Annotated in this window: 7 protein-coding genes; 3 read left to right on the top strand and 4 right to left on the bottom strand. The window is 59.8% G+C overall.

Going from position 1 to position 7,883, the window contains the following annotated elements:
• Window positions 1-328: 328 nt before the first annotated feature.
• Entirely contained in the window at window positions 329-1,144 is an 816-nt protein-coding gene (locus tag ACRESD_RS06210; RefSeq protein ID WP_431750124.1) for a DUF4377 domain-containing protein, read from the top strand.
• Between the two features lie 156 nt (window positions 1,145-1,300).
• Window positions 1,301-1,768, top strand: coding sequence for a GAF domain-containing protein (locus tag ACRESD_RS06205; RefSeq protein WP_431750123.1), 468 nt, complete (start codon window positions 1,301-1,303; stop codon window positions 1,766-1,768).
• Window positions 1,769-1,804: 36 nt separating this feature from the next.
• Here the strand turns inward: ACRESD_RS06205 and ACRESD_RS06200 are convergent, their stop codons facing one another.
• The 3 genes from ACRESD_RS06200 to ACRESD_RS06190 are packed head-to-tail and all read right to left on the bottom strand — an operon-like array spanning window position 1,805 to window position 5,893.
• Window positions 1,805-3,226: an efflux transporter outer membrane subunit gene (locus ACRESD_RS06200; protein ID WP_431750122.1), complete on the bottom strand. Its 1,422-nt coding sequence runs from the start codon at window positions 3,224-3,226 to the stop codon at window positions 1,805-1,807.
• Complete coding sequence (locus ACRESD_RS06195) at window positions 3,223-4,791, bottom strand: DHA2 family efflux MFS transporter permease subunit (RefSeq protein WP_431750121.1); 1,569 nt, start codon at window positions 4,789-4,791, stop codon at window positions 3,223-3,225. Before ACRESD_RS06195 ends, ACRESD_RS06200 begins: the two co-directional genes overlap by 4 nt.
• Complete coding sequence (locus ACRESD_RS06190) at window positions 4,784-5,893, bottom strand: HlyD family secretion protein (protein WP_431750120.1); 1,110 nt, start codon at window positions 5,891-5,893, stop codon at window positions 4,784-4,786. Before ACRESD_RS06190 ends, ACRESD_RS06195 begins: the two co-directional genes overlap by 8 nt.
• 102 nt (window positions 5,894-5,995) lie before the next feature.
• On the opposite strand from ACRESD_RS06190, the gene ACRESD_RS06185 reads away from it, so the two are divergent.
• Window positions 5,996-6,712 carry a CerR family C-terminal domain-containing protein gene (locus ACRESD_RS06185; RefSeq protein ID WP_431750119.1) on the top strand — a complete coding sequence of 239 codons (717 nt, stop codon included), beginning with the start codon at window positions 5,996-5,998 and terminating at the stop codon, window positions 6,710-6,712.
• Between the two features lie 8 nt (window positions 6,713-6,720).
• Here the strand turns inward: ACRESD_RS06185 and ACRESD_RS06180 are convergent, their stop codons facing one another.
• Window positions 6,721-7,521: a S1 family peptidase gene (locus ACRESD_RS06180; protein WP_431750118.1), complete on the bottom strand. Its 801-nt coding sequence runs from the start codon at window positions 7,519-7,521 to the stop codon at window positions 6,721-6,723.
• Window positions 7,522-7,883 lie beyond the last annotated feature (362 nt).

Genomic DNA, 7,883 nt, shown 5'->3' with positions numbered 1-7,883 from the left:
ATGCTGAGCGGCAAAGTGAACAGTTCTTTTCGGCTGGATAGCACCTGTTTTCCTGGCAAGGCGCTTCGCTGTCACAGCCAAACACTACTGGAAAGTTAGGCTCAATTTCTATGTAAGATTTGGCAACACTTCCAGTGCTCCTGTTCGGTGAAACCGAACGAAGCAGATGATGTCCGATTGCTATCGGTCAAGGACGAGGTTGTCCGAGCCACCATTGGGTCTACACTCAGTCAATGCTTCGAATGACCTCAAAATACAGGTTTAGCCGCGCGTTTATCTTGCTGGCGCAAGATAACGCCCGTACTCATCAAAGCTGAAAGAGTGAACCATGAAACAAAACATTCTTCTTGTGGCCGTTTGTGCTGCACTGATCCAAGGCTGTGCCGCCACTTCCAATAGCCATGAAGAATCACCTTCCATGCCCACTGCTACTTCGGCTGCTGTAGCCCAGCCAGCATTATCCGCTTACCACTGGAACCTGGTCTCGGCTGTTGATGCTTCAGGCAAACCTCTTGTTGCTATGAACAAAGGCATCGAGCGCAAGCTGCGCGTTTCATTCGGTGACAAGAACCTGAACATCAGCGGTGGTTGCAATGGCCAGTTCGGTGGCTACCACTATCAGGGCGGGATGTTGAGTGTGCAGCCGCTGGCCTCGACGCTTATGGCCTGTGACAAGAGTTTGATGGACCTTGACGCCCAAGTCGGTCGACTGTTCAAGGGGGATTTGCGCGCTGCCATCACCGGCGATAACGCGGAGCCGATGCTGCAGCTGACGACAGCGGACGGCTCGGTGCTCAAGCTAAAGGGCGAGGCCACGCCGGAGACGCGTTACGGTAGCAAGGGTGAGGTCAAGTTCCTGGAAGTGGCTGCAAAGACCGTGAAGTGCAGTCACCCGATGATCCCTGACTATCAATGTTTACAAGTGCGCGAGCGCCGCTATGACGACGCCGGCCTGCAACGTCCAACCCAAGACACATGGCACCCGCTGTACCAGTCTATCGAAGGCTTCGAACATCATGAGGGTGTGCGCACCGTGCTGCGGGTAAAGGAATACGAATGGAAGAACCCGCCGGCAGACGCCCCTTCGAAGGTCTATGTGCTGGATCTGGTGGTCGAGCAGGACGCTTCTGGGACGAGTAAGTAAACGGAACACAAAGCCGGCCGGTATCCACGAGTAAACGGTGCATACCGGCCCGTCGCGCTCGGCAGCCGCTTCTATTCTAATGCCCATTGAGTATTTAGGATCTTCGATCCTGCGTCCTATAGTTGGACTTTTCCAACCCATAGTCCGGACCTTCTTGTGGCCAAATCCAGCTCAGTATTCGACTCGCTACGCGAGGATATCGACGCGTTAGCTAAACAACTCGGTGTCAGCTCCATCCTGGTTATGCGATCACTTCCCCAACACATGCAGGTAGAGGCTTCTGGCGGACGTCATGAGGATACATATCCCATTGGCGCTCAGGGCAAGAAAAGTACCCTGGCTCACAACGGCCAAGCGCTCTACTGTGAGCGGGTTGTGGACACCGACCAGCCACTCTACGTCAAGGACTCGCGTTTGGAGGCGGACTGGGCCGGCAATGAGGATGAGGTGGAGTTCGGGCTGAGCAACTATTTAGGCTATGCGGTACACGGACCTGATGGAGAGGTGTATGGCACCGTTTGCGCCTTACACGAAGAAGCCAAGGAATACAGCGCTGAAGATTTGGCTGCGCTGGATGAGTTGCGTACAAAGGTTGAGGCGCTGTTGGCTCAAGACTTGAAATAACGGCTACACGTAAGAGACCGCCATCCAGATCACGTATCAAAGCGTCCACCCTAGTCCAAGTGCCTTATGCAACGACGCAAAGTCCTTCAACAACTGTGCATCCCCCGAGATCCGGCTCTCTTGGGCCTGATACCGCGTGCGCTCCGCATCCAGCCAATCCAGTGTGCTCGCGGTGCCCGCTCGATAACGCTGGCGAGTCAGGTCCGCCGCACGCACTGCCGAAGACTCCACATTACGCAACAGCACCACATTTTGCCGTTGATGCCCATACCGCGCCAATGCCACGTCCGCATCACGCAACGCGCTCAGCACCACGCTCTTGTACTGCGCGAGCGCTTCGTCTCGCCCGGCTTCGGCGCCTTTTACGCTGGCGGCAACCCGGCCGAAATCCAGGGCGTTCCAGGTGATGCGGGGCAGGATCAGCCAGGTGCCGTTGTCTTTGCGGGCGAGGTGGCCGGGGTCGCCGGCGGAGAATGACAAGTCGCCCATCAGGCTGAGCTTGGGGAACCAATCCGCGGTTTTTTCGCCGATTTGTGCGTTGCTCGACGCCAATTTGCGTTCGGCCATCCGGATATCCGGGCGGGCCTTCAGGAGTGAGGCCGGGTTGGCGAGCGGTACGGTGGCAGGGATGGCGGGCAGGGTGCGCGGGGCGCTGAGTTGGCTGTCCAGTTCACCGGGTTCCAGGCCGCAGAGCAGGTCGAGTTGGTCGAGGGATTCGATGATGGATGCTTGCAGCGGTAGGCGCTGGGCCTGGGTGTTTTCAGCTTGGGTCAACACTTGCTCAAGCTGCAATTGAGAGGCCACGCCTCGGCCGCGGCGTTGCTGGGTAAGGTTCAGGGCCTGGTTTTCGATGTCGACGCTGGCGTCCACCAATGCCAGGCGTGCCTGTTGGTCGCGCAGGTCGGTGTAGGTTTGGACGATTTCTGCGGCCAGTTGCACTTGGGCATCGGCCAGCTGTGCTTCGGCCGAGTCCGCTTCCGCCTGGGCTGCTTCGACGGCACGACGGGTGCCGCCGAACAGGTCGGCCTCCCAACTGGCATCGAAGCCGGCGAGGTACAGGCTCAATGGGCCGCGACCGCTGCCGCTGCTGCCGCCCAACGCCGAGGTGTCGGGGGAGCGTAATCTGAGCATCGCCGCATCGCCGGTGACTTTGGGCATAGCATCGGCGCGGGTGCCGCTGAGGCTGGCGCGCGATTGTGTTAGCCGAGCTTGGGCAGTGGCAATGTCGGGACTGTTTTGCAGTGCCTTTTCGACCAGTTCAGTGAGCTGGGCATCGCCCAGGGTTCGCCACCATTGAGCGACGGCGGGAGCGGCTGGCGCGGTGTTGTCTGCATGGGGCAAACGCCCGGCCGCCAAGGTTTTAGGCGCAACGCTGGGGGCGCCTTGGTAATCCGGGCCGACGGTGCAGGCGGACAGCAGGCCGACGGTGAGAAGCAGCGGAAAGGAGCGAGCAATCATCGTGGTACCGTGCGCTTTTTCAGGATGAGGATCAGGGGCAGGCACGCCAGCATCGCGAGTCCCAGGACATAAAATGAGTCGTTATAGGCCATCACCGACGCCTGCCGGGCAATGTCATTGGCCAGTTGGGCCAACGCCTGCAACGGCGCGCTGGAAGGGTCGCCGGTTTGCGCCAGGTAGCTGGCGGTGTTGCTCGCCATGTGGTCCTGGGCCAATTGGCTGTTGGCCTGGATGCCTTCGCGCAGCATGTCGTCATGAAAGTGACTGCGCCGGTCCATCAGCACGCCGAGCAACGCCAGCCCGATGGTACCGCCCAGGTTGCGTGACATGTTGTAGAGCCCGGCGGCGTCGCCGGCGTCCCGTGTGTCGACCGAGCGCATCGATAGTTGGCTGAGGGGCATCATCACCAGGATCTGCCCGAAACCCCGTAACAGCTGGGACCAGACGAAGTCGTGCCCGACGCTGTCGGCGGTGAGCGTGGTGTCTACAAAGCAACTGGCCCAATACAACAACAGACCGATCCCGACCATCCAGCGCAGGTCATAGCGGCCCAGCATGCGCGGCAGAATCGGCATCAGTAGAAACGCCGGAATCCCCGACAGCAGCATGATCGCGCCCGACTGCTGGGCGTTGTAGCCAGACAGAATTCCGAGGAACTGCGGCACCAGATACGCCGTGCCATAAATCCCGGCGCCGACGGCAGTACCGATCAACAACACGCTGCCGAAGCTTTTGTTGAGCACCAGTTGCAAGCGCAGGATCGGCGTACTCGACCGGAACTGCCCGACGGCAATCAGAAAGAAACCCACCACCGTGGTGATGCTCAGCCAGGTGATCAACAACGAGTCGAACCAGTGTTCGCGCTGGCCTTCCTCAAGCACCACGGTGAGTGAACTGAGGCCCATGGCCAGGCCAAGGATGCCCAGCCAGTCGGCGCTGATAAAACGTTGCAGGTTCATGCGTTCGGATGGCAAGCCGGTGATCAGCAGGGTGATCAGGGCGATGCTGATGGGCAGGTTGAGAAAGAAGCACCAGCGCCAGTTGATGTTTTCCGTGAGCCAGCCGCCGATCACCGGGCCAAGCAAGGGGCCGAGGATCACGGTCATGCCGAACATCGTGGTGCCGATGGCCAGTTGGTGGGGTGGCAGGCGCGTGCGCACGATGGTCTGCGCGGTGGGGATCATCGCGCCACCTGCGAAGCCCTGGCCGATGCGCCCGGCGATCATCGCGCCGAGGCTTGCGGACAGGCCGCAGAACATCGAAAACGCCGTGAACATCAAGGCGGTGCCGATCAGGAACCGGCGCAGGCCGAATACCCGGGTCAGCCAGGCGGCGAGGGGGATCATGACGATTTCCGACATCAGGTAGCCGGTGGCAATCCAGGTGCCCTCGGTGCCGGTGGCGCCGATCTGGCCCTGGATCTGCGGCAGTGCCGAGTTGGTGATTGACACGTCCAGCGTTGCCAGCAAGGCACCCAACGCGCCTGCGGCCACTGCGATCCAGTCGGTCAGCGAGGCGTTGCGCGGCTTTTCGGCAACGACCCCGGCGATCAGCGCTTCAGCCATGATTGGCGTCCGCGCCGTGGGTGCGGGTGTCCACTTCTACGGTTGCCGACAGTCCGGGCATCAAGGCGATACGCACGTCATCCGGAACATCCAGGGCAATACGCACCGGTACGCGCTGGACGATTTTGGTGAAGTTGCCGGTGGCATTCGACGGCGGCAGCAACGCAAACTGCGCACCGGTGCCGGGGGAGAGGCTGTCGATGTGGCCTTGCAGCTTACGGCCTGGCAGCGCATCCACTTGCACGCTGACGCTCTGGCCGGGGCGCATTTCGCCGATCTGGGTTTCCTTGTAGTTGGCGGTGAGGTAAATCGCGCTGATCGGCACGACCGTCAACAAGCGGGTGCCGGGCTGCACGTACTGGCCAACCCGTACACCGCGATCAGCTACACGGCCATCCAACGGGCTGCGAATTACCGCGTCATCGACATCCAACTGGCTCTGTGCCTCGCTGGCCTTGGCCACGCCGAGTTGCGCCTGAGCCTGCTTGAGCTGGGCTTGAAGGGTGCCGTAGCGGGTTTCGCTGGAACGCAACGCGGCCTGTTTGGCGGCCACTGTGCTGCGAGCCTGGGCCAGTTGGTTATTGAGTTGCGCCAGGCGTTCTTGCGGTTCGGCGCCGGAACGGGCCAAAGGGGCGTAGCGAGCCACTTCGGTTTGTGCATGGCGCGCATCGGCTTCGGCACCTTGCAACTGGGCGCGGGCTTCGGCGATGGTCGAGTCCTGTTGCACCAGGTCAGCTTGGGCTTTGGCGTAGTCGGCATTGCGCGCGGCGATGGTCGCCGTGGCTTCGTCGCTGACGGCCTGGTACTTGCGTGCGTCCAGGCGTACCAGCACATCGCCGCGCTTCACGTTCTGGTTGTCGCTCACCAGCACTTCGGCCACATAGCCGTTGATCTTGGGTGCCACGCTGATGCTGTCGGCCTGCAGATAAGCGTCGTCGGTGGTCTCGATAAAGCGACCGGTCAGCCACCACCACGCGGCCCAGCCCACACCGATCAACAGCGCGAGGGCGGCGATGCTCAGGAGGATTCGACGTGCTTTGCCACGCTGACCGTTGACGGTGTCTTCAGGAATGGCCTGAGGGGAGGGAGGTGCAGCGGACATCGAGGGGCACTCCAGATTTATATCGGATGGAATAAATTCTATTTTTCGCGAATTTTTGTCAACTGGTATATTTTGCTCCGGTAGAGAAATAAGGAGCTGCACATGGCACGACATAAACCTGCCGCTGAAGGTGGCTACCAGCGCGGTGAAGAAACCCGTGCACGCATCGTTGAGGCCGCGGTCGTGGTGTTTGGTGAGCGCGGCTACGACGGCGCATCCACGCGTGACATCGCCACGGCGGCCGGCGTCAATGCTCCGGCGATCCAGTACTACTTCGATGGCAAGGAAGGCGTGTACTTGGCGTGCGTCGAACACTTGATCGCGCTGCTCTGGCGCAAGATGGCGCCTTGCGTGGAAGCCGCAGAACACGCACTGGCCGATGGGCAGGCTAACGACAGTAGCTTGATCGACGTGTCGCTGGGCATCCTGGGCACCGTCGTCTCGACGATCCAGGACAGTCCCCAGACCACGGCCTGGCGCGCATTTCTCGATCGCCACCAGGCCGGTCTATGCCCTGAAAGTGCGACGACGGCCTTCGAGGATCGCTTCAAAGCGCGTATTGGCCGGGTCATCCGCCAACTGATCGCGCGCCTGGCTGGTTTTGCCGTGGAAGATGAACGTACGGTGATTCACTCCATGGCACTGTTTACCCAAGGGTTGGCGTTTCGGGTACAGAAACCCAAGCTGCTCGAAGCGCTGAAGTGGACCGAGGTCAATCAGAAGGAGATGGAACTGGTGCGGGATGTGGTGCTGATGCAGGCACGGTTTACGCTTGAAGGGCTAGTCAGGCAGCGCGACCTGCCTGCATCGGATGATTGAGCCGCGCCTCAAGGCGTCGTAGCAATGGTTTTGCGAATGAAGTCGGCCACTGTTGGGTTCGACAAGCGGGCAATGATAATTCCTTGGCTGACGATGCCTAACTGCACATAGCCTTGTGCGCGCCGTTTGATAAAAACCGGGCTGCCTGAATCACCACTGTCCGGTATCAAGCCATCGGCACCGATACAAAAACTATTTTGCAGGTTCAGGCTCGGCACGATAGAGGTGCACTGCACGTCCATCATGCGTGGCAGCCTGGCTCGCTGTAACTTGTCGGGGTGTGTATCGGGGGCTGGACTGCGCGCAGTGTTGCCCCAGCCGGTTACTATCATCTGCTTCAAGCGGTCCTCCAGATTCTCACGGTTTGCAACCATGGCAATGGGCATGATGCCGCTCGGTATGTGCTCAAGTTTTAGCAGCGCCACATCTGGAGCGAGCGTGCGCAGGAAGTCGGGGTGCAGGACGATGCGTTGTACTGGGACTGTTTGCCCCTGCGAGGCATCACTGAGCTGGGTGCGACCCACAATGACTTCGATCTGCGAGGGTTCAATGTTCACCAGGCAATGGGCGGCCGTCAGCACCCAGTCGGGGGCTATCAGGGAACCTCCGCAGCCATGGCGCTGTAGTGGTGTTGGCCCTGAAGCGTGGTACTGAATGGTTGCCATGAATGGGTATTTTCCTTCGCGGACATCCGCTCCACCTACGACGGCGTTGCAAAAAATGGGGAACATGAGTGCGGTACCCAGCAGTCCTCTCTTGAGGTAACGGCCAATTCTTTGTAGTGCGCAATAACAAATGTTGTCGTGCATTGAGTTCTCCACGGACGTTGAGCAGGGACGTGGCTCAGTAGGCCTTGGAAAGCCCGATGCAAGTAGGAGACGTGTAGCTAAATGCTGCGTGAAATTTCTTTAATACGGCGCAGCGAGTCGGCCCGTGAGCACGATAATTTCATTCGTTCCAACGAGCGGGCAGCGCCCGCAAGACTGAATGCCTTGCCCGGCAAGTTGCTTGGTAATCGTTTCAAATAGCTGACGAGAGCTCATCTGGCGCCTGACGATTCATCGTTTGTGCCCATTCCTCGCCTGAAATCTAATCCATCGCAAACAAACAATAACTCGCACCGATGCGAGCCGCGATGGAGCAACTCCCGCCATGACCCCTACGCTTTCCC

It is taken from the genome of Pseudomonas sp., from assembly GCF_050739995.1.
Lineage (GTDB): Bacteria > Pseudomonadota > Gammaproteobacteria > Pseudomonadales > Pseudomonadaceae > Aquipseudomonas.
The sequence above is the reverse complement of the archived record's forward strand: the minus strand, read 5'-3'. Positions and strand labels throughout refer to the sequence as shown.

Coding starts and splice junctions, on each gene's coding strand:
- ACRESD_RS06210 (WP_431750124.1), top strand. CDS start 329: ATGAAACAAAACATTCTTCTTGTGGCCGTTTGTGCTGCACTGATCCAA.
- ACRESD_RS06200 (WP_431750122.1), bottom strand. CDS start 3,226: ATGATTGCTCGCTCCTTTCCGCTGCTTCTCACCGTCGGCCTGCTGTCC.
- ACRESD_RS06195 (WP_431750121.1), bottom strand. CDS start 4,791: ATGGCTGAAGCGCTGATCGCCGGGGTCGTTGCCGAAAAGCCGCGCAAC.
- ACRESD_RS06190 (WP_431750120.1), bottom strand. CDS start 5,893: ATGTCCGCTGCACCTCCCTCCCCTCAGGCCATTCCTGAAGACACCGTC.
- ACRESD_RS06185 (WP_431750119.1), top strand. CDS start 5,996: ATGGCACGACATAAACCTGCCGCTGAAGGTGGCTACCAGCGCGGTGAA.
- ACRESD_RS06180 (WP_431750118.1), bottom strand. CDS start 7,521: ATGCACGACAACATTTGTTATTGCGCACTACAAAGAATTGGCCGTTAC.